Source organism: Streptomyces sp. LN549, assembly GCF_043203805.1.
Classification (GTDB): domain Bacteria; phylum Actinomycetota; class Actinomycetes; order Streptomycetales; family Streptomycetaceae; genus Streptomyces.
This window is the reverse complement of record NZ_JAZHRI010000002.1, coordinates 8,579,138-8,595,838: the sequence shown is the minus strand read 5'-3', so window position 1 is coordinate 8,595,838 and position 16,701 is coordinate 8,579,138. Positions and strand designations below refer to the sequence as shown.

20 protein-coding genes are annotated in these 16,701 nt (G+C 66.7%); 6 read left to right on the top strand and 14 right to left on the bottom strand.

Going from position 1 to position 16,701, the window contains the following annotated elements; translation table 11 throughout:
- Window positions 1–63 precede the first annotated feature (63 nt).
- Window positions 64–429, top strand: a complete 366-nt coding sequence (locus SH922_RS38055; protein WP_393063068.1) for an ArsR/SmtB family transcription factor — start codon at window positions 64–66, stop codon at window positions 427–429.
- Window positions 430–437: 8 nt separating this feature from the next.
- On the opposite strand, the gene SH922_RS38050 is transcribed toward SH922_RS38055, so the two are convergent.
- Entirely contained in the window at window positions 438–764 is a 327-nt protein-coding gene (locus SH922_RS38050; RefSeq protein ID WP_393063067.1) for an ArsR/SmtB family transcription factor, read from the bottom strand.
- A 63-nt stretch (window positions 765–827) separates the two neighbouring features.
- On the opposite strand from SH922_RS38050, the gene SH922_RS38045 reads away from it, so the two are divergent.
- The gene (locus SH922_RS38045) at window positions 828–1,871 is read left to right on the top strand and encodes a flavin-containing monooxygenase (protein WP_393063066.1); all 1,044 of its coding nucleotides are present in this window, start codon (window positions 828–830) and stop codon (window positions 1,869–1,871) included.
- Between the two features lie 2 nt (window positions 1,872–1,873).
- Here the strand turns inward: SH922_RS38045 and SH922_RS38040 are convergent, their stop codons facing one another.
- From SH922_RS38040 to SH922_RS38015, 6 genes are all read right to left on the bottom strand, one after another.
- Complete coding sequence (locus tag SH922_RS38040; protein WP_393063065.1) at window positions 1,874–3,199, bottom strand: hypothetical protein; 1,326 nt, start codon at window positions 3,197–3,199, stop codon at window positions 1,874–1,876.
- Between the two features lie 337 nt (window positions 3,200–3,536).
- Complete coding sequence (locus tag SH922_RS38035) at window positions 3,537–4,481, bottom strand: hypothetical protein (protein ID WP_393063064.1); 945 nt, start codon at window positions 4,479–4,481, stop codon at window positions 3,537–3,539.
- A gap of 54 nt (window positions 4,482–4,535) precedes the next feature.
- Window positions 4,536–5,051 carry a hypothetical protein gene (locus tag SH922_RS38030; RefSeq protein WP_393063063.1) on the bottom strand — a complete coding sequence of 172 codons (516 nt, stop codon included), beginning with the start codon at window positions 5,049–5,051 and terminating at the stop codon, window positions 4,536–4,538.
- A gap of 627 nt (window positions 5,052–5,678) precedes the next feature.
- On the bottom strand, window positions 5,679–6,758 hold the full coding sequence (locus tag SH922_RS38025; protein WP_393063062.1) for an ArsO family NAD(P)H-dependent flavin-containing monooxygenase: 1,080 nt from the start codon (window positions 6,756–6,758) through the stop codon (window positions 5,679–5,681).
- A 4-nt stretch (window positions 6,759–6,762) separates the two neighbouring features.
- Complete coding sequence (arsB, locus tag SH922_RS38020; protein WP_393063061.1) at window positions 6,763–7,881, bottom strand: ACR3 family arsenite efflux transporter; 1,119 nt, start codon at window positions 7,879–7,881, stop codon at window positions 6,763–6,765.
- The gene (locus SH922_RS38015) at window positions 7,872–8,180 is read right to left on the bottom strand and encodes a metalloregulator ArsR/SmtB family transcription factor (RefSeq protein WP_326656692.1); all 309 of its coding nucleotides are present in this window, start codon (window positions 8,178–8,180) and stop codon (window positions 7,872–7,874) included. The genes arsB and SH922_RS38015 overlap by 10 nt, the downstream gene beginning before the upstream one ends.
- A gap of 91 nt (window positions 8,181–8,271) precedes the next feature.
- On the opposite strand from SH922_RS38015, the gene SH922_RS38010 reads away from it, so the two are divergent.
- The 3 genes from SH922_RS38010 (at window position 8,272) to SH922_RS38000 (ending at window position 10,445) form a co-directional block, all read left to right on the top strand.
- Entirely contained in the window at window positions 8,272–8,685 is a 414-nt protein-coding gene (locus SH922_RS38010) for an arsenate reductase ArsC (RefSeq protein WP_327708000.1), read from the top strand.
- The gene (gene trxB, locus SH922_RS38005) at window positions 8,682–9,689 is read left to right on the top strand and encodes a thioredoxin-disulfide reductase (protein ID WP_393063060.1); all 1,008 of its coding nucleotides are present in this window, start codon (window positions 8,682–8,684) and stop codon (window positions 9,687–9,689) included. Before SH922_RS38010 ends, trxB begins: the two co-directional genes overlap by 4 nt.
- Before the next feature lie 282 nt (window positions 9,690–9,971).
- Window positions 9,972–10,445: an N-acetyltransferase family protein gene (locus tag SH922_RS38000; RefSeq protein ID WP_360464496.1), complete on the top strand. Its 474-nt coding sequence runs from the start codon at window positions 9,972–9,974 to the stop codon at window positions 10,443–10,445.
- Window positions 10,446–10,558: 113 nt separating this feature from the next.
- Here SH922_RS38000 and SH922_RS37995 read toward each other — a convergent pair whose 3' ends face one another.
- Together SH922_RS37995 and SH922_RS37990 are read right to left on the bottom strand one after the other, a co-directional pair.
- On the bottom strand, window positions 10,559–10,948 hold the full coding sequence (locus SH922_RS37995; RefSeq protein WP_360464453.1) for a metalloregulator ArsR/SmtB family transcription factor: 390 nt from the start codon (window positions 10,946–10,948) through the stop codon (window positions 10,559–10,561).
- Between the two features lie 11 nt (window positions 10,949–10,959).
- A complete protein-coding gene (locus tag SH922_RS37990; RefSeq protein ID WP_326656698.1) occupies window positions 10,960–11,289 on the bottom strand; it encodes a metalloregulator ArsR/SmtB family transcription factor in 330 nt (109 codons plus the stop codon).
- A gap of 345 nt (window positions 11,290–11,634) precedes the next feature.
- Here SH922_RS37990 and SH922_RS37985 point away from each other — a divergent pair, with 345 nt between their 5' ends.
- Window positions 11,635–12,726: a permease gene (locus tag SH922_RS37985; protein WP_329539367.1), complete on the top strand. Its 1,092-nt coding sequence runs from the start codon at window positions 11,635–11,637 to the stop codon at window positions 12,724–12,726.
- Between the two features lie 104 nt (window positions 12,727–12,830).
- Here SH922_RS37985 and SH922_RS37980 read toward each other — a convergent pair whose 3' ends face one another.
- Genes SH922_RS37980 through mtnA form a run of 5 tightly spaced genes read right to left on the bottom strand, consistent with a single transcriptional unit; the run spans window position 12,831 to window position 16,668 of the window.
- A complete protein-coding gene (locus SH922_RS37980; protein ID WP_393063059.1) occupies window positions 12,831–13,649 on the bottom strand; it encodes an S-methyl-5'-thioadenosine phosphorylase in 819 nt (272 codons plus the stop codon).
- Window positions 13,646–14,386: an acireductone synthase gene (mtnC, locus tag SH922_RS37975; RefSeq protein ID WP_393063058.1), complete on the bottom strand. Its 741-nt coding sequence runs from the start codon at window positions 14,384–14,386 to the stop codon at window positions 13,646–13,648. Before mtnC ends, SH922_RS37980 begins: the two co-directional genes overlap by 4 nt.
- A 1-nt stretch (window position 14,387) precedes the next feature.
- Window positions 14,388–14,963: a cupin gene (locus SH922_RS37970; protein ID WP_360464462.1), complete on the bottom strand. Its 576-nt coding sequence runs from the start codon at window positions 14,961–14,963 to the stop codon at window positions 14,388–14,390.
- Window positions 14,960–15,649, bottom strand: a complete 690-nt coding sequence (gene mtnB / locus SH922_RS37965) for a methylthioribulose 1-phosphate dehydratase (RefSeq protein ID WP_371602222.1) — start codon at window positions 15,647–15,649, stop codon at window positions 14,960–14,962. The genes SH922_RS37970 and mtnB overlap by 4 nt, the downstream gene beginning before the upstream one ends.
- Complete coding sequence (gene mtnA, locus SH922_RS37960) at window positions 15,646–16,668, bottom strand: S-methyl-5-thioribose-1-phosphate isomerase (RefSeq protein ID WP_326656705.1); 1,023 nt, start codon at window positions 16,666–16,668, stop codon at window positions 15,646–15,648. Before mtnA ends, mtnB begins: the two co-directional genes overlap by 4 nt.
- Between the last annotated feature and the right edge of the window lie 33 nt (window positions 16,669–16,701).

The window sequence follows — 16,701 nt, the reverse complement described above, 5'->3', positions numbered from 1 at the left end:
TGTTTCGATTACTGTCTATATCTAAAGATTGCCACCGGCATCGATGAGTGTCAACATAGACGCATGTCGAAGTCTGAGATTGCGGAGCTGCCGATCCTCGATGCGGGTGCGGTGGTGCCGTGCTGTCCGCCGATCACCGCGGGAGAGCTGTCGCAGGACGACGCGGAGAAGATGGCCGCGATGTTCAAGGCACTGTCCGACCCCGTGCGGCTGCGCCTGTTCTCCAAGGTCGCCTCGCACCCTGGCGGCGAGGCGTGCGTGTGCGACATCTCCGACGTCGGCGTCTCCCAGCCGACCGTGTCCCACCACCTGAAGAAGCTGCGCGAGGCCGGCCTGCTGACCTCGGAACGGCGCGGCACCTGGGTCTACTACCAGGTCGCCCCGTCCGTCGTGGCCGCCATGTCCGCCATGCTCGACCTCCGCACCTGACCTGCGGTTCAGCCCGTACAGTCGGGCGGGCAGCAACGCGCCAGATATGCCTGGAGCGCGGAGACACGCAGGGTCATCGTGGCGCCGTCGGCCCGGTAGTAGACCTGCTTGCCCTCCTTGCGGGAGATCACCAGGCCGCCGCGGCGCAGCAAGCTCAGGTGCTCCGAGGCGGTCGACGGCTTCAGCGCACAGCGATCGGCGATCTCGCCGACCGTCAGCTCGATCCCGCCGGTGAACTGCTGCAGCACCTTCTGACGGGTTTCGCTGGCCAGGGCCTTGAGGAAGTCGGCCGTCGCCGGATCCACCGCGGACGCCTCGATGCCGTTCTCTGTCACAGCTCCCTGCCAAACATTTCGTCACTTCCCGAAATAACGACTCAAGTGAAAGATTACGTTCTCATGGAACATGCCGATCTCATCGTCATCGGCGCCGGGCAGTCCGGCCTGGCCACTGCGGCCCTCGCACCGCGACACGGCTTCACCCGCATTCTGGTCCTGGAAGCCGCGAAGGAGCCGGGCGGGTCCTGGCCGCACTACTACGACAGCCTCACCTTGTTCTCCCCGGCCCGGTACTCCTCCCTTCCCGGCATGCGGTTCCCCGGCGACCCGGACCGCTACCCACGACGGGACGAAGTCGTGGACTACCTGCGCGACTACGCCAACCGCCTGCCCGCCGACATCCGAACCTCGACCTCCGTCACCTCTGTAACCCACCAGGACGGTGCCTGGTCCGTACTCGCCGGCGACGGGCGGAAGTTCACCGCCGGGGCGGTCATCGCCGCGACCGGCGACTACGGCACACCCTTCACTCCGGACCTTCCTGGACGGGCGGAATTCGGCGGCCAGGTACTGCACGCCGCCGACTACCGCAGCCCCGACGCGTTCGCAGGGCAGCGGGTCGTCGTGGTCGGCGGAGGCAACTCCGCGATCCAGATCGCCGCGGATCTCGGCGCGGTCGCCGACACCACCCTGGCCAGCCGACGCCCGATCGGCTGGATGCCCCAACGCCCGCTCGGCCGAGACCTGCACTGGTGGCTCAAGCACACCCGCCTCGACGTCGCCCCGATCCGACGGCTGCTCGCGAAGGTCCCCATCTCCGTGATCGATGACGGCCACTACCTTGCTGCACTGGACCGGCACGGCGTCGTACGCCGCGACATGTTCAGCCGGTTCACGAACGAGGGCGTGGTGTGGGCCGACAGAACGAAGGAAGCCGTGGATACGGTCCTGTTCGCCACCGGCTACCGGCGCACCTTCCCCTACCTGCACGACGGCGGCGCCCTTGATGCCGATGGCGCGCCGCTGCACAGGGGCGGCATCGGCACCACCGTGCCGGGATTCGGATTCGTCGGCATGGAGTTCCAGCGCAGTTTCTCCTCCAAGACCCTGCGCGGCGTCGGCCGGGACGCGGGGTACGTGCTGCGCCGGCTGCAGAAGGGCTGAGCTCAGCCCGGCTCCCGTGCGGAGCGGTTCCACGTCTCGTCGAACACCCGAAGTTCTTCGTCGGTCAGTCGGCTCGGTCCCTGGACCCGCGCCATGGAGGTGTCCCACGGCCGATACCCGTCCTGCCGAGGTGTGAGCAGCACGCCAAGGGTGTAGGACTCGTCCGAACTGCCGGTGCGTGCGCCGACTTCATGGTGTCGCAGTTGAACGTAGGCGGAGAAGGCTGCCTGAACATCGGCGTCGAAGCGAGTGGCGGCACCGAAGATCAGTTGACGGGTGCCATCGCTGTCGAGGTGACGGCGAAATCGCCACTTGCAATGACCGGCCGGGACGCTGGGGACGTCGTCGAGCATGTCCAGCAGGAGGTGACCCCATTCCGTGCGAGTGGGGACCGGAATCCGGTCGACGTCGCTCAGAATTGTGAGGCGGTTGGCTTCGGTGAGGGAGTCGCCCAGTGGGCTGTTTGCCAGGTCTTCGAGAACGAAGCGGATCATGAGGTGCGCCTGGGTGCCGTCGTCGCCGGCTGGAGCCTGTGGCAGTTGGGGCGAAGAGCCCACCCAGCTGCCGGGGCCGAGCAGGTCCGGGTTCATGGAGCCGGGCGGAGTGTCGAGGTCGGCTGCTGCCTGCTCGTAGTAGCGCACAGGCTCTTCACTCAGCGCCACGGCGGGCAGGGAGGCAACGCGGAAAAGGTAGTCCAGGACGGCCGTGGTAGAGCGGAGCTGGTGGAACAGGAAGTCGAGGTCTTGGCGCGTCACAACGATCGCGGGCATGCCGATGGGTTCGAGTTCCAGAGTGGTCTCCCTGGGGACACTCTCGTGATCCAACACAACGAGCGCGAGCCACTCATACGCGTGGCCGTCGACGTTCAATGTGCGGCCGCGGCCGTTGACCATGTCGGAGCTCTGCAGGCGTAGTTGCCGAACGGAGCCCTTGGCCTGCTTGAGGGCCTTGGTCGTGTTCTTCTGCAGCCACGCCCGCTCGCTGTCGGCGTCCTTGGGCGCTACCGTTCGTCGCTTGCTCTGCAGGACGACGCCACGCGAGCCGGCCAGAAGAAGCCGGTCGCCCTGCTCGCGTGTACCGGAACCTTTGACGGCGTAAGAGGGTTCGAAGACGAAGTCCGGCAGTCCCCAGGTTGCCGCCGCCCGGTGGATGGCCATCTCCGCCCCGGTTCCCGGTTCGATGCCCGCCGGCAGCGGAAGGGCAGGCGGTATGCGGCGCACATGCGGGCCGTTGGGGGTGTCCACGATCAGGGTCAGGTCTGCTGGGCTGTTGTCGCCGAGGTAGCGCCACAGTCCGGGTACAGGGGTCCGCTCGTTCACATCTGTCATTAGACGCGGTCCTCGTCGGCCAGCGTATCGATTCCTCAATCTCCGGAAGCCATGGCAATCCACCGATCCGCGCGGCACGAATTGGTTGTATCCGGATGCCATGACGTCTACTGAAACGACACGGGATCAGTCGCCATCGCTGCCCAGCGACTAGCGGTGCCGGAGACTGGCACAGCAGCTTGCCAATGTCGGAATCTCCGCCCTTCTCGGCTGCTGCCAGCATCCTGATCAGCCCAGGGACCACGGAGCCTCCCTGCTGGTGGGTGCAGGAGGATCCGGCGCAGTTCGACTCATACGAAGGCCCCGGCTCTGGGAACCGGGGCCTCAGGGATCCGGATCAGCTCTCGGTCGTTGGCTCGGGAGCCAGGACAGGTATAGGCCCAACACCGGTGATCGTTATCAGCCGAGGAGGTCTGTTGCTCTGGAATGGGCTCCCCACGCCGGACGCCTTCACTTCGTCCCGCCCTGTCAGGTACAGGTTGCACAGATCGCAGTACAACATGTCCATGCTGCTGGGCACGGTCTTCTCCTCGGAAGGCAGGAGTCTGACAGTGGCGAGACCTCTGCACGCAGGGCAGTCGACCGCGGCCAGATGGAAGTAATGGCCCCCTGTGGGCAGCTCGTTCAGCCACCTTGCATCGAGACCAGGGGCGAACCTTGGAACGTGTGGCTCAGACGCTGTCAGTACTTGCGCCATAGTGCCTTCGGGCAAGTCCTTGAACCTGTCCTCGAAGAGGTGCCGCGCCTGGTCGATGCGGATCTCGACATCCCGGCGGATCTCATCGAGCTGCTTGTCAACGGCCACGATCACTGCTCTTGACCACCGGCCCCAGAACACACGAAAGGTCGTGCCGACGGCCGTCAGAAGTACCGCGGTGGTCTCGGCGAGAGTAGGTAGGAGCGTCTTGGCCGCATCGCCGACGGTCGTGTGGGCAGTGCCGTTACGCAGCTCGATCAGCAGGTCGAGCTGCGAGTCGGAAGGAAGGATGCCCATGCGCCGGAGCCGTTGGAGGGCTTCCTTTGCGCCGACGGTGCGGACCTTGGTCGTGTCCAGCTCCAGGTCGCCCCCGAAGTACAGCAGCAGGTCCGCATTGCCGTTGCGCATCTCGACCAGGTAGAGCGGGTTCCTCGTCACCAGAACGGCCTTTGCGAGCCGCTCAATGGCGACACCAGCGTGTAAGGCGAACTCGTCGTACTCGCCGCGTCCATGATCCTCCATGGCCTTCTGGGCCGCCTTCTTGGCGCCTTCGAGGAAGCTCTCGAACGAGAGCGAATCATCCATGATGGGACGGTAACCGCCCCTGCAGTACAGGGGTGATCGAATTGGCCGACGACTTCAGAGAACAACCTTCGGAAACTTAAGAGGATCGGCGAACTGGTTGAGTTCATCGATCGATTTGAGGGGCCGAGGAGGCCAGGACGTCGTGTCCTGAGCCGGCCAGATCTGCCGAGCGTAAGGGGCGAAGCCTGCGAGATTCACCTCGTACGTGTATCCGACAGGCCCCACACTTACGAGTTGCAGGACGGCGTAGCCGATCCGTAGCGTCACGACTACTCCCCAGAGCTTGTGTGCCGCGCCGTCGGGAGCGTGGAAGCTCGCCTCAGAGGGGATCGAGCGGTACTCCAGTGGGCTCACGCCCGGTCCGTAGCGGGGTGGCCTCATGTACGCCACAAAGACCCGCATCTGCTGGCTCGGCTTCCGGTCCAGGAACAGCTCCTTGTAATGGGACGGAGGGAGATTGTGAACCGATGCGTCCTGCATGAGCTGGCACATCAGGGCGGTCTTGAGGACCCAAGTGGCCAGTAGGTTCTGGCCCACGGGGGTGATTCCCGTGTTCTCCCCCTTGATCATCGGTAGAAGCGTCGGTTGCACGTCTCCTTCCAACGCGCTCATCCAGCCGCTGTTGCATGGCGAACACACCGCCTTGACTGTCGAGGTAAGGGCGCGCCCGCGATACATGCGATCGCCGCTCTCTGTAGCGGAGTGGATCGTGGCGCTCCGAATCCTGTCTTCCTCGGGAAGCCCATTCGCCAGCCAGCGTGGAAAAACGTGCTCGTTAGTCAGCGGACTGCCATCACAGAAGACGCAAGATCGTGCCATACGGGGACGCTAGCGGGTGCTGTACTACCGGTGCGATCGATTTGGGAAGACCGCCCCAGGACGGAGCACATCCAGGAAGTCAGGGGGTATGCCAAATCTAGCAGTGCTTCGTTTGACGAGGGGCAAAGGGGCGACCGCGGCGGGCTGGGCCCCGGTCGGAAAGTCAGGGTCGTCGGCCTTGTCGCAGATTTGACCACCCGAAGGGTCGTCCGCGACCTCAACGCCAGCGCAGGGGACGGCGCACCCGAGACCGCAGCACTTCCCGTGGGGCCTCGGTGACCGATGTCAGCGGGGTCTTCGGCCCAGGACGGCTTACACCCAACTGGTGTCGAATCTCCGACTCAGGTCCGTAGGTGATGATGTGCTTCGCATCCGCCTTCAGCGGCCGAGAAGTTCGGCGATCTCTGCAGCTGCGTCCCGGGCCGGGCGCCCCACACCAATGAGGGTGGCGGAGGCGGGGCCGGTCCAGTCGCCGTAGCCGAGCAGATGCAGACGCGGCTCCCCGGTCGCCCGCGTGCCGTGCGTGGGGATGTGGCCGCGCTGTCCCCGAAGGCCCAGCGGGGCGAGGTGGGACAGGGCGGGGCGGAAGCCGGTGCACCAGATTACGGCGTCGGCTGCGGCCCGTGTGCCGTCCGCCCACTCGATGCCGTCGGCGGTGAGCCGGGTGAACATCGGGGACGCCTTGAGCAGTCCGGCATCCCGCGCCTCGCGGACGGGCGGGACGGCGACGATGTCGCCCAGTGAGGCGACGCCGCCTGTATCGGTGCGTCCTTCGTCCAGGGCGCGGCGCCGGGCGGTCGCTGCGTCGAACAGGGCCCGGCCGTCGATGTCGTCAGCGAGGAAGCGTGGCGGGCGCTGGGTGACCCAGGTCGGATCGACCCCGTCGTGGGTGGCGAGATCCGCGGCGATCTGCGCTCCGGAGTTCCCGCCGCCGACCACGACGACTCGCTGCCCGGCGAAGTCGGACGGTCTCCGGTAGCCGGTGGTGTGCAGCTGACGGCCGGCGAAATCGTTCCGGCCGGGGGTGGCGGGCAGGAAGGGGCGCCACCAGGTGCCGGTCGCCGAGACCACGGCCCGGGCGGACCAGATGTCCTTGTCCGTCTCCACCCGCAGCCGATCGCCGTCCCGGCGTACCTGCTGGACCCGGACCGGGCGGTGAACGGGCAGTTCGTAGCGCTGCTCGTAGTCGCTCAGGTACTCCACGACGTGCCCGGCGTCCGGGTACTCGTGGCCCGGCTGGGCCGGCATGATCCGGCCGGGCAGCGAGGAGAAGGCAGCCGGCGAGAACAGGTGCAGGGAGTCCCAGGTGTGCTGCCAGGCCCCGCCGGGTGTGCCCTGCGCGTCCAGGATCACGAAGTCCAGCTTCTTGCGGCGCAGGTGGTATCCGGCGGCGAGCCCGGCTTGCCCGCCGCCGATCACCACCACGTCCGTCTGCCTGGTCACGGCGTCAGGACGCATCGCCTCAGGCGTCCTTTTGCGGGGTCGCGAGCGCTGAGGGGGCGAACTTCTTGCGCCAGGCCAATGCGACGTACACGAGACCGATCAGGACGGGGACCTCGATGAGCGGGCCGACGACGCCCGACAGCGCCTGGCCGGAGGTGACGCCGAAGGTGGCAATGGCGACGGCGATGGCCAGCTCAAAGTTGTTGCCCGCAGCGGTGAACGCGAGCGTGGTGGTGCGGTCGTACGCGAGGCCGAGTCCCTTGCCCAGGAGGAAGGTCCCGAAGAACATGATCGCGAAGTAGACCAGGAGCGGCAGCGCGATCCGTACGACGTCCAGCGGCTGGGAGGTGATGGTCTTCCCCTGGAGTGCGAAGAGGATGACGATCGTGAACAGCAGCCCGTACAGCGCCCAGGGACCGATCTTCGGCAGGAACTTCGCCTCGTAGTTCTCGCGGCCCATCTTCTGCTCGCCGATGCGGCGGGTGAGGAAGCCGGCGAGCAGCGGGATGCCGAGGAAGATGATGACGTTCAGTGCGATGTGCCAGACGGATACGTCCAGGCCCTGGCCGTCGCCGAGGTTCATCCAGCGCGGCAGCAGGTCGAGGTAGAACCAGCCCAACAGGCCGAACGCGAACACCTGGAACACCGAGTTCAGGGCGACGAGAACAGCGGCGGCTTCGCGGTCGCCGCAGGCGAGGTCGTTCCAGATGATGACCATGGCGATGCAGCGGGCGAGGCCGACGATGATCAGGCCCGTGCGGTACTCGGGCAGGTCCGGCAGGAAGATCCATGCCAGGGCGAACATGACGGCGGGCCCGACGATCCAGTTGATGACCAGCGAAGACACCATCAGTTTGCGGTCGCCGGTGACCGTGTCGAGCTTGTCGTAGCGGACCTTGGCCAGCACCGGATACATCATGACCAGCAGGCCCAGGGCGATCGGCAGCGAGATCCCCCCGACCTCGATCTTCGCCAGCGCATCGTTCAGGCCGGGAATGAGCCTCCCCAGGCCGAGCCCCAGGGCCATGGCCAGGAGGATCCAGACGGCGAGGAAGCGGTCGAGGGTGGAGAGCTGCTGCACGACCGAGGCATCCTCGTTCGTCGCGGGCGCTGGTGCTTGGGTCGGGGTCACGGGCATGCCCTCTTGTTCTCGGCCGCATTACGGGCGGAAGCCGCCAGGTCGGCGAACTGATCCGCGAGCTGGGTGATGACGTCGGGGCAGAGCTTGTAGTAGGTGAAGCGGCCGCAGGGCTCCGTCTCCACCACACCCGCCTCTCGCAGCACCCGCAGGTGGTTGGAGAGGTTCGTCTGCTTCGCCCCCGTCTCCTCCACCAGGTGTGTGGTGCACAGGGTCTCGCGGGCGAGCAGGGTCACGATCTTGAGCCTGAGCGGATCACCCAGAACCCTGATCAATTCAGTATCGACTGACGTCATCATGTACTGATACTGTCACATCAGTAGCCACTGACGCCATTCGGTGCTGATATCAATGACACCTGATCCCGCCGTGAGACAAGAGAGCCCCCTGATGTCCGACAAGCCTTCGGTGCTGTTCGTCTGTGTGCACAATGCCGGCCGTTCCCAGATGGCCGCCGCCTGGCTCAGTCACCTCGCGGGCGACCGCATCGAGGTCCGCTCCGCCGGCTCCGCACCGGGAGCGGAGGTCAACCCGGCCGCAGTCGAGGCGATGGCCGAAGTCGGCATCGACATCTCCGATCAAACTCCGAAGATCCTCACCGTGGACGCCGTGCAGGCGTCGGACGTCTGCATCACGATGGGCTGCGGCGACGCCTGTCCCGTGTTCCCCGGTAAGCGCTACCTCGACTGGAAGCTCGAAGACCCTGCAGGACAGGGCGTCGCAGCAGTCCGCCCCATTCGCGACGAGATCAAAGCCCTCATCGAGGACCTGATCGAGGATCTCGCCCCGGAGCCTGCGGCATGAGTGAACGCGTGCGCAACGTCATCATCATCGGCTCAGGACCTGCCGGGTACACCTCGGCCCTGTACACGGCCCGCGCCGAGCTCAAGCCTCTACTGTTCGGCAGCTCGATCTTCGTCGGCGGCTCGCTGACCACGACGACCGAGGTGGAGAACTTCCCCGGCTTTCCCGAAGGCATCGACGGCCCGGTCCTGATGGACAACATGCGGGCCCAGGCCGAGCGCTTCGGCGCCGAGATGGTCGACGACGACATCGTCTCTGTCGACCTCACCGGACCCGTGAAGCAGGTCACTGACAGCGCCGGGAGCGTGCATCGCGCGAAGACCGTGATCATCTCCACCGGCTCCGGGTACCGGAAGCTCGGGCTGCCGCTCGAAGACAATCTTTCGGGACGTGGCGTGTCGTGGTGCGCGACTTGCGACGGGTTCTTTTTCCGCGACCGCGACATCATCGTCGTTGGCGGTGGCGACACCGCGATGGAGGAGGCCACCTTCCTCACCCGCTTCGCCCGTTCGGTCACCATCGTCCACCGGCGCTCGTCCCTCCGCGCCTCCCAGGTGATGCAGAACCGGGCCTTCTCCGACGACAAGATCTCCTTCGCTTTCGACAGCGAGATCGCTGAGATCAAGGAGGAGGGCGGAATGCTCGCCGGTGTGGTGCTGCGGGACACGTTTACCGGCGAACTGCGTGATCTGCCGGCAACTGGGCTGTTCATCGCGATCGGCCACGACCCGCGGACCGAGCTCTTCACCGGGCAGCTCGACCTCGATGCCGAGGGCTACCTCAAGGTCGATTCGCCCTCGACCCGCACCAGCATCCCCGGTGTCTTCGGCGCGGGCGATGTCGTCGACCACACCTACCGCCAGGCCGTCACCGCAGCCGCGTCCGGGTGCGCGGCGGCACTCGACGCCGAGCGGTACCTCTCCTCGCTGACCGACCACGCGAAGACCATCCCCTCGCCGGCCGGAGCCCTTGCCGAGGCCGTGACCAGACACACCACCATCTGATCACCCCCACCCCATAAGCACCAGCTCCTGTCCGCCGCGTTGGCGGACCTGGCGGACAGGAGCTGGCCCCCGCCTTCCGTGACCGCACGTACGCGCAGGTCCCGCGCCGCCCCGCCGCGCCCGTCGTCGCCGTGAATTCCACCGACCGGTTGGCGACTCCGACGTCCTCCGCCCCGGCCCTCTGATGAGCCCCGTCGTGCACTCGGAAAGAATTGCCGCAAGCACCTTCCCCACCGCACCCCAAGAGGAGAGCCCGTGCACGGCGCCTTCACCCTGGAACCCATGCATGCCAGCCATGCCGAACAGGTCCTGGCGGTCTACCAGGCAGGCATCGACGAGGGCAACGCCACCTTCGAAACCTGCGCGCCGACGTGGGCCGCGTTCGACAGATCAAAGCTCCCCAGCCACCGTTTTGTCGCCCTACAGACGGACGGAACGCTCCAGGGGTGGATCGCTGCTTCAGCGGTATCCGCCCGCCCTGCGTATGCGGGCGTGGTCGAGCACTCCGTCTATGTCGCCCCGTCGGCACGGGGTCAGGGTGTGGCCCGGTCCTTGTTGGAAGCGTTCATCGCCTCAACGGAGGCTGCGGGAATCTGGACCATCCAGGCCGGAGTGTTCCCGGAGAACACCGCCAGCCTCGTCCTGCACGAGCGTGTCGGGTTCCGGGTTATCGGCACTCGTGAGCGCGTCGGTCGGCTGCACGGGGTGTGGCGTGACGTTCAGCTGATCGAACGCCGCAGTCCTGTAGTGAACTGACGGGCGGCTAAGGATCGTGCATCGCCTTCGCTCAACTACAAGGCCCTTCAGCGACCGATCAGCGGCACTGTCGCCCCGGCGTTCTCCGCTGCCGGCATTCAGGGGTTGATCACCTATCGAACGGCCCTCACTGTCGCCTTGGGCGGGGAAACTGCTTCCGGGTCCGTGAGGAAGGTCCCGAGCAGGCTGAGAATGCCCGGCGCGAGCCGGTAGTAGACCCAGGTGCCGCGGCGTTCAGACGTCAGCAGCCCCGCCTCACGCAGCTTCTTGAGGTGATGGCTGACCGTGGGCTGCGAGACGCCGACATCGGCTATGTCGCAGACACACGCCTCGCCACTCGGGTGCGAGGCAACCCGGGAGAACAGGCGCAGGCGCACCGGGTCGGAGAGGGCCTTGAACATGACCGCCATGGTCTGGGCGGCCGGTTCGGACAGCGCTGCCGTGGTGATGGGCGGGCAGCAGGCGGCTATGCCGTCGGATATCTGCGACTTCTGCTCAGACATTCGTCCACGTTTCAGGCGGAGGCCGCGGGACGGCCCATGACGGCATCGGCAGCGCTGGGGAAACAAGCGACGCAGGCAACGTTGATCGAGTAAAGCATGGAGGTCCCCTGGCGTTCGCGCAGTACGAAGCGGACGTCGGCCAGGAGTTTCAGGTGGTGGGAGACCGTGGACTGCCCCACACCGACTCGCTCGACGATCTCGCCGACGTTCATCGCGCCAGGGGCGAGCGCGAGCAGGTTGAGGATCTGTACGCGGGTGGGGTCGGACAGTGCTTTGAACCACGTCGCATAGGACTCGGCGGTGGCTCGGTCGATCAGCTGGGCGTTCAGTGTGCCGCTCATGATCCATCGATGTTAGTCGATGACGTGCGACAGAGGCAAGGTGCGTGCAACAGGCGACAGCACGCCGCACGCCCACCGACGGAACGTTCGCGCCTATATGGACAAGAATCGATCCTGCCAAATCGGAGCCACCGGGAGGTCGGCCGCACCACTTCCCCCCACAAGAGCCAGGGCCGATCGATCAGTCTGCATGAACAGGCCCTACAGGCCATTGCCCACCCGTTGTTTAATCGTCTATCATCGATATTCGATGAATGGGGGCGGGTTGTTGAGCCTCCCGTGCTGCCGACCGTGCAAGTTCGGCGAATTGACACCCGTGTGCCGCCTTCCCAGAGAGGTCCTCCTGTGAGCGAAGTGCAGGCCCTGAGCCTGTTCATACTGCGCGAGGTGCTGCACTACCTCCCGTGGTTTCTGGTAGCCATCGTTCTGGGCATCGCCGTTCAGCGGCTGTCCATCGACGTGGTCGCCAAGCGCAGTTTCGCCAACGGCCGCGGAGGGATCCTCGGCATCGCGATCACCACGGCCATCGGCGCTTTCAGTCCGTTCTGCTCCTTCACCGTCATTCCGCTCATCCGGCGCTTTCTGATCGCTGGGGTCCCCCTGTCGGCCGTGATGGCCTTCTGGATCGCCTCCCCCGCAATGGACCCCGAGATCTATGCCCTGTCCGCCACGCAGCTCGGCCTTCCCGTAGCAACAGCACGTCTGGTCGGCGCGCTGATCCTCAGCTTCGGGGCGGGTCTGATCGTCCTGGCAATGGAGCGCCGGGGGCGCTTCGCCAATCCGCTGCGCGAAGGCACCAAGGATTCGGCTCCTGCCAAGGCGTGCTCCCAGACGGCGGTCGAGGCCCCTGCATGCTCGGCGGTGCAGTCTCCTGCCCCGGTCTCGGTCGGCGCAGGTTCCGCTCCCGGAGCCGGCGAGCCTGCACAGGATGCCTCCGCCGGTACGAGCTCCTGCGAGGCGGCGGCGAATGCCCCCGACGAGGACGATGGCACGCCTTGGCGGATCCTGGTCAGGCGTGACATCAAGAATCTCAACGCGGTTGAGATCCTCAAGGAAATCGTCAGTGACTCGCTCATCCTGGGCCGCTGGCTGCTGCTGGCCATCGTGCTGGAAGCGCTGATCGTCCGCTACGTGCCGAGTGATGTCGTCAGCTCCATCCTGGGAACGGACGGCATCTTCTCCGTCCTGCTTGCCGGACTGATCAGTGTTCCGCTGTACCTCAACGGCGTCGGAGCCATTCCGGTCGTCGAGGGCTTGATGAATCAGGGCATGGCGGCGGGCGCCGGCGTCACCTTCCTCCTGGGCGGTGCGATCACGACCATTCCCGCAATGGTCGCGGTCCGCAGCGTCGTGAAGGGCAATGTCTTCGCCTTCTACCTCGGCGTGGGCCTGGTGGGCAGCGTCGGCATCGGGCTGGCCGCCCTGCCGCTCCTGTAGGGCCACTCCCCCGCCCCTGCCGGCCCCCGCTGCGCCACTCAGGCGCAGCGGGGGCCGTTCGCGTGGAAGGTGCCTGATCCCGGTCCGAGCGGCACCGGACTCGTTCAGGGCAGGTTGATGGGCAGCGTGATGCCGTCGAGTACTGCCGCGCAGCTGCAGGGGCGCGTGAGGTCGAGCTGGGCGATGGCCTCAAGAACCAGGCCCTTCAGCACTTCGACGTTCTCACCGAAGATGCGGAAGACCTCGTCCTGCGAGACACCGTCGCCTGCCTGTACGCCCGCGTCGTAGTCGGTGACCAGTGCGATCGGGGTATAGCACAGGGCCAGTTCGCGGGCCAGGACGGCTTCGGGGTGCCCGGTCATGTTCACCACCGACCAGCCGGACGAGGCGTACCAACGGGATTCGGCCCGGGTGGAGAATCTGGGGCCTTCGATGACCACCATGACGCCGCCGTCGTGGGCGGGGAGGCTGGTGCCGGCAGCGGCCTTGACCGCGGTGGTGCGGCCGGCGGGGCAGTAGGGGTCGGCGAAAGGCACGTGGACCGCGCCTTCGTCGAAATAGGTCTGCACGCGCGAGGTGGTTCGGTCGACGAGTTGGTCCGGAATGACGATGCTGCCCGGTCCGAGCTCCGGGCGCAGCGATCCGACGGCGCAGGGTGCCAGAACCTGGCGTACTCCCAGTGAGCGCAACGCCCAGAGGTTCGCCCGGTAGTTGATGCGGTGGGGCGGGTGGCGGTGGTCGGTGCCGTGGCGGGCCAGGAAGGCGACCTGCCGGCCGGCGACCGTGCCCAGAGCTATCGGGTCGGAGGGCTCCCCGTAGGGGGTGGCGATGTGGACGAGCTGCGCACCGTCAAGGAGTGAGTAGAAGCCGCTGCCTCCGATGACGGCGATGTCGGCCTGCGGGCTGGGGGTGTCGGTGCTCATGGGCGGGATCCTTCGGCGTGCGTGGGAACGCCGGTTTGCGCGCCGGCCCGGATGAGAGGTGTCAGGGAGGTGAGCAGGCGATGGGCCGGAGGTGCGGGACGCGAATCGTCCGGGCGGCGGACGGCGAGGGTCTGGAAGCCTGCGGTGGCCGCGGCATCCAGTTCTTCACCCGAGTCGCTGGCGAAGAGGACGAGCGCCGGTGGTGTGCGGATGGCTCTGGCGATGCTCAGGTAGGAGGCGGCATCGTGCTTGGGGCCAGCCGAGTTGAGGTCGAAGTGTCCGTCGAGGAGCAGGGTCAGGTCACCGTGGGCGGTGTGGGCGAACCAGTCGCGTTGGGCGGCTTCAGAGCCTGAGGAGTAGATGTAGCGGGCGATGCCTCGTTCCCGCCAGGCGGCGAGGGCCGGCGGGACGTCCGGATAGACGTGACCGGTCAGTTCGCCGGCGGCGTATCCGGCTGCCCAGATGTGGCCCTGGAGGTTCTTGAGAGGTGCTGCCTTGGTGTCGGTGTCGGCCCATTCTTCGAGCTGCGCGATCACATCGGTGGGGCTGAGTCGCGGGTCGCCGAGGTCGGTTCGGACTGCTTGGTGGATCTGCTGGCCCTGGTCGGTGTGGTGGTGGGCGGTCATCCACGGGGCGATGCGCGTGCGGGCGTAGGGGAAGAGCACATCGCGGACGTGGGAGAGGGCGCCTGTGGTGCCTTCGATGTCGAGGAGGACTGCCTGGTGGCGCGGGTTCATGTCAGTCCTCGGCCAGCAGTGCGTCGAGGCGGGGGAAGGAAGCCGCGATGGGGTCTGCGGTGAAGTCGCCGACCCAGCCGTCCTCCTTTTCGAAGAAGCGGATGGCGGCGAAGTCCGGAACGGGGCCCATGTCGAACCAGTGCCGGGTGCCGGCGGGGACGGACAGAAGGTCGCCCGCCTCGCATACGACGGCGTGGACCTTGTCGTCCAGGTGCAGGTAGAAGCAACCGGTGCCGTGGGCGAAGAACCTCACCTCGTCTTCGTCGTGACGGTGCTCTTCGAGGAACATCGAGCGGGCCGCGTCGGCACGCACGGCCCATGCGGGGCTGTCCTCGGGATGGAGTCGGGCCACGTCCACCAGACGCAGGCCCTGCTCGGCGCACAGGGCGTCGACCTCCTTGCGGTAGGTCTCCAGCAGGTCGGCGGGGGTGGTGGTGGGGGCGACCTTCAGCCGCACCGGCCAGCGGCTGAAGGACACTCCATGTGTGCGCAGCATGTCGGTGATCTCGGCGGTGTCGCGGGTCCGGGTGAGGACGGTGCCGGGTGCTTCGACCGGCATGACCTGAAGGAGTGTCATGAGTGCTCCGCGGTTGGTGAGGTGTCAGGTGTGGTGGTGCTCAGGGGCGTAGCTGCCAGGACCAGGAGCTGACAGATCGCTTCCAGGCATTCGAGGCGGTTGCGAGCCTGGGCCAGGGAGTTGCCCCAGGTGGTGATGCCGTGGTCGGCGATGAGCAGTCCGGGCGGAGCGCCGGGGGTGGCCGTGGCCCAGGCTTCGACGTTGTGGGCGATGCGTGGGACGTCGGGCCAGTTGACGAAGACGGGCACGGTGGTCCGGGAGGGGTCGGCCAGACCGAGGCCCTTGAGGAGCTCGTAGCGTTCCAGGTGCAGAAGGCTGGTGTGCTGGGGGTGCTGGGCTCGGGTGGCGATGACGGTGGCGTACGGCGAGTGGACGTGGATGACGGCTTGTGCGTCGGTGGTGCGGTAGAGCGCGGAGTGGATGCAGGTTTCGGCCGAGGCGCGCTGGGACCCGGTGCGGACGGGTTCGCTGGTGTGGGCATCGATCTCGACCATGTCCTGGTTGGTGAGTTCGCCCTTGTCCCGGCCGCTGGCTGTGATGAGGGCACGCTGCGGCTGGTCGGGCAGGAGCATAGACAAGTTGCCTGCGGTGCCGGGCATCCAGCCCTGCTCGTACAGGTGGCGGCTGGTGGTGGCCAGTTGTCCGGCAGTTGTGCGGCCGGTGCTGGTGGCGGGTGCGTAGGTCATGCGTGGTCTCCCTTGGGCCAGGTGATGCCGTCCTCGGAGATGACCGCTGTGATCAGCTGGGCGGGGGTGGTGTCGAAGGCGGGGTTGAAGGCGCGGGTGGAGGCCGGCGCGGTGAGTTTCCCGGCGTAGTGGGTGACCTCGTGGGCGGGGCGCTGCTCGACGACGATGTGACTGGCACCGGGGATCGTGGCATCACGGGTCGATTCAGGGGCCACGACGAAGAACGGGACGCCGTGGTGATGAGCGGCCAGCGCGAGGGCGTACGTACCGATCTTGTTGGCGACATCATGGTTGGCGGCTATGCGGTCGGCTCCCACCAGGACGCAGTCGACCAGGCCCGCTGCCATGGCGGTCGCGGCCGCGGAGTCCACACACAGCCGGTGCGGGATGTCGGCCTCGGCGAGTTCCCATGTGGTCAGGCGGGCTCCTTGAAGGAGTGGTCTCGTTTCGCCCACCAGGACTTCACGGACTCGGCCGGATTCGGCGAGGGCGAGGATGGTGCCCAGAGCGGTTCCGACTGCGGCTGTGGCAAGGCGGCCTGTATTGCAGTGCGTCCATATGCTCAGCGGTTTGTCGGGGCAGGTGGAGGTGACTGCGTCGACGGCGTGCGTGACCATGCGCAGGTTGACGGCGATGTCCTGGTCCAGCATGTTCAAGGCTTCTGCCAGGACCGCGTCGGGGCCTTCGGGAAGGTGGTGCAGGACCCGGTTTACGGCCCAGGCGAGGTTGACGGCGGTGGGGCGCACCGCGACGAGCCGTTCTGCATCTGCCCGCACCGCTCCGGGGTCGGGTGCCGGTCCGGACAGATGACGGCGAGCTGAGAGGGCCACGGCCAGGGCTCCGGCCAGCCCGATGGCCGGGGCTCCGCGGATGGCAAGGGTGGCGATGGCCTCCCTCACTTCCTCGACCGTGGTCAGCCGGATCTGCCGGGTCTCGTGAGGCAGGGCGCGCTGGTCGAGGGTGACGATCGTGCCGTCCTCCCAGGCCAGCGACGACTGCACGGTGCCGGGTGGGTTCACTGGTGAGTGTCCCTTCGGGTTGGGCCTGTGCCG

Excerpts from the sequence above, each read along its gene's own strand:
- SH922_RS38055 (WP_393063068.1), top strand. The coding sequence starts at position 64 with ATGTCGAAGTCTGAGATTGCGGAGCTGCCGATCCTCGATGCGGGTGCG.
- SH922_RS38045 (WP_393063066.1), top strand. The coding sequence starts at position 828 with ATGGAACATGCCGATCTCATCGTCATCGGCGCCGGGCAGTCCGGCCTG.
- SH922_RS38040 (WP_393063065.1), bottom strand. The coding sequence starts at position 3,199 with ATGACAGATGTGAACGAGCGGACCCCTGTACCCGGACTGTGGCGCTAC.
- SH922_RS38035 (WP_393063064.1), bottom strand. The coding sequence starts at position 4,481 with ATGGATGATTCGCTCTCGTTCGAGAGCTTCCTCGAAGGCGCCAAGAAG.
- SH922_RS38030 (WP_393063063.1), bottom strand. The coding sequence starts at position 5,051 with ATGATCAAGGGGGAGAACACGGGAATCACCCCCGTGGGCCAGAACCTA.
- SH922_RS38025 (WP_393063062.1), bottom strand. The coding sequence starts at position 6,758 with ATGCGTCCTGACGCCGTGACCAGGCAGACGGACGTGGTGGTGATCGGC.
- arsB (WP_393063061.1), bottom strand. The coding sequence starts at position 7,881 with ATGCCCGTGACCCCGACCCAAGCACCAGCGCCCGCGACGAACGAGGAT.
- SH922_RS38015 (WP_326656692.1), bottom strand. The coding sequence starts at position 8,180 with ATGATGACGTCAGTCGATACTGAATTGATCAGGGTTCTGGGTGATCCG.
- SH922_RS38010 (WP_327708000.1), top strand. The coding sequence starts at position 8,272 with ATGTCCGACAAGCCTTCGGTGCTGTTCGTCTGTGTGCACAATGCCGGC.
- trxB (WP_393063060.1), top strand. The coding sequence starts at position 8,682 with ATGAGTGAACGCGTGCGCAACGTCATCATCATCGGCTCAGGACCTGCC.
- SH922_RS38000 (WP_360464496.1), top strand. The coding sequence starts at position 9,972 with ATGCATGCCAGCCATGCCGAACAGGTCCTGGCGGTCTACCAGGCAGGC.
- SH922_RS37995 (WP_360464453.1), bottom strand. The coding sequence starts at position 10,948 with ATGTCTGAGCAGAAGTCGCAGATATCCGACGGCATAGCCGCCTGCTGC.
- SH922_RS37990 (WP_326656698.1), bottom strand. The coding sequence starts at position 11,289 with ATGAGCGGCACACTGAACGCCCAGCTGATCGACCGAGCCACCGCCGAG.
- SH922_RS37980 (WP_393063059.1), bottom strand. The coding sequence starts at position 13,649 with ATGAGCACCGACACCCCCAGCCCGCAGGCCGACATCGCCGTCATCGGA.
- mtnC (WP_393063058.1), bottom strand. The coding sequence starts at position 14,386 with ATGAACCCGCGCCACCAGGCAGTCCTCCTCGACATCGAAGGCACCACA.
- SH922_RS37970 (WP_360464462.1), bottom strand. The coding sequence starts at position 14,963 with ATGACACTCCTTCAGGTCATGCCGGTCGAAGCACCCGGCACCGTCCTC.
- mtnB (WP_371602222.1), bottom strand. The coding sequence starts at position 15,649 with ATGACCTACGCACCCGCCACCAGCACCGGCCGCACAACTGCCGGACAA.